This is a genomic window from Streptomyces sp. S6, from assembly GCF_054880855.1.
This window is the reverse complement of sequence record NZ_JBTYMC010000565.1, coordinates 1-2,149: the sequence shown is the minus strand read 5'-3', so window position 1 is coordinate 2,149 and position 2,149 is coordinate 1. Positions and strand designations below refer to the sequence as shown.

Genomic DNA, 2,149 nt, shown 5'->3' with positions numbered 1-2,149 from the left:
CGCACCCGCCCCGGCGCCGACGCCCGCGCCCGCACCGGCGCCGGAGTTCTCGCCGTTCTGGTTCGCGGTGCCGGTGCCGCGTCCGCTGTTCGCGGAGGACGGCGCACCCAACCCGATCGCCGAACTCGCCCCGGGTACCTGGTACTTGGCGGTCGAGCAGGGCGGTCAGGGGCTCATCGCGCAGACCCAGGACGGCCGTCGTGGCGTCCTGCGCGACAGCTCGGGCATCCAGCGCGGCTGACCCTCCGGGAACGCCCGTCACGCACACGGCCCTTCACCCTTCCGGGTGGGGGGCCGTTGCCGTACAGTCGCACGGCTCCCCGTACTTGACGATCCGTCAGGAGACATCATGCGGCTAGGTCTCGCGCTCGGCTACTGGGGTCGCGGCCCCGACCCCGGCCATCTCCCGCTGGTCCAGGAGGCGGAGCGGCTCGGCTACACGTCGGTGTGGACGGCGGAGTCCTGGGGGTCGGACGTCTTCACACCGCTCACCTGGCTCGCCGCCCACACGTCGACGATCCGGCTGGGTACGGCCGTCGCGCAGATGGCCGCCCGCTCCCCCACGGCGACCGCGATGCACGCCCTCACCCTGGACCATCTCTCCGGGGGGCGGGTGCTGCTCGGTCTCGGTCTCTCCGGTCCGCAGGTCGTCGAGGGGTGGTACGGGCGGCCGTTCCCGAAGTCGCCGCTGACCGCGACGCGCGAGTACGTCGATGTCGTGCGCCAAGTCCTGCGCCGTCAGGGGCCGGTGGAGGTGGACGGGGACTATCACCCGCTCCCGTACCGGGGTTCGGACGCGACGGGGCTCGGGAAGCCGCTCAAGCCGATCACGCATCCGCTGCGGGCCGGACTGCCCGTGCTGCTGGGGGCGGAGGGGCCGAAGAACGTCGCGCAGACGCTGCGGATCGCCGATGGCTGGCTGCCGTTGTACTGGTCGCCGAACCGGCCCGACGCGTACGGGGAGTTGACTGTGCCTGAGGGGTTCATGGTGGCGCCCATGGCTCAGGTCCGCGTCTGCGACGACGTCACCGAGGGGCTCGCGCCGGTGAAGGCGATGCTGGGTTTCTACATCGGCGGCATGGGGGCGGCCCGGCGGAACTTCCACGCCGATCTGATGGCCAGGATGGGGTACGAGGAACAGGCCCGGCGGATCCAGGAGTTGTTCCTGTCGGGGGACCGGGTGGGGGCGATCGCCGCCGTGCCGGACGCGTTCGCCGACGAGATCTCGCTCGTCGGGCCGCGTGAACGCATCGCCGAGCGGCTGGAGTTGTGGCGGAAGGGCCCGGTGACGGACCTGCTGGCCATGTCACCGGACCCGAAGAGCATGCGGGTGCTGGCCGAGCTCAACTCGGCCTGGCCGCCCGACTCGGCTCAGCCGCCCGCGAGTTGACCGGCCGACGGCACCTTGTCCGTGACGGTCGCGCCGGCGCTCTTCCCGGCGTCCTTCACCTTGCCGATGATGTCGTCGAAGGAGCCGGCCGCCGAGTCGTCGCCCTTGCGCAGCTTGGCGGGCAGGTCCTTGAGCGCGTCGATGCCCGAGGTGAGCGGCGCCATGGCCTTGGAGAGCAGCGGATCGCCCTGGGCGTTGCGGCCGGCCGCCTTGAGCCGGTTGTAGGCGAAGGTCCCGGCCAGTCCGGCCTTGACGAGCGCGAACGTCCGTCCCTTCGCGCCCTTCTTGAACTTCCCGGCCTTCCAGGGCTTCACGATCCACTGATACGTCGCCCCTGCCGCGAGCCCCGCGTTCGCCACGAACCTCGTCTTGGCGAGCCGCTGCCGCTCGGCGGAGGCCGTCGGACTGGGCTCCGCCGCCGCAACAGCCGCCTGCACGGTGTCCTTCGCGGCACTGTTCCCCTTGCTCGAACACGCGGTCCCACCCACCAACAGGGCACAACACACGCTCAGCGCCACGATGAGGCGCCGTATCGGTACGGCCACGGGGTCCTCCGAAATGTCCTCCCCGAGCAGATCTTTCCCGGCCAGCCTCACCCGACCACCGCCGGTCCGCCACTCGGGGGGTGTCACGCGGGGCGATCACCGCAGGTGGGACAGGTACGCCAGCCCCGCAGCCGCGCCTCCTCCCCCGCCCCGGCCGCGGGCAGGCGTGCCGCTAGCGGCGGCACGGGTGGGCGCAGCGGCACCCCGCCGGCGC

The 2,149-nt window shown here is 72.2% G+C and carries 2 protein-coding genes and 1 pseudogene; 2 read left to right on the top strand and 1 reads right to left on the bottom strand.

The features are described 5' to 3' along the window. Positions 1-241 (top strand): annotated as a pseudogene (locus ACVNF4_RS35255) (hypothetical protein); the annotation flags it as partial. 108 nt (positions 242-349) lie between these two features. After that, positions 350-1,390 carry an LLM class F420-dependent oxidoreductase gene (locus ACVNF4_RS35250; RefSeq protein ID WP_461806923.1) on the top strand — a complete coding sequence of 347 codons (1,041 nt, stop codon included), beginning with the start codon at positions 350-352 and terminating at the stop codon, positions 1,388-1,390. On the opposite strand, the gene ACVNF4_RS35245 is transcribed toward ACVNF4_RS35250, so the two are convergent. After that, the gene (locus ACVNF4_RS35245; RefSeq protein WP_461806922.1) at positions 1,372-1,935 is read right to left on the bottom strand and encodes a hypothetical protein; all 564 of its coding nucleotides are present in this window, start codon (positions 1,933-1,935) and stop codon (positions 1,372-1,374) included. The two genes, ACVNF4_RS35250 and ACVNF4_RS35245, sit on opposite strands and share 19 nt — an antisense overlap. Between the last annotated feature and the right edge of the window lie 214 nt (positions 1,936-2,149).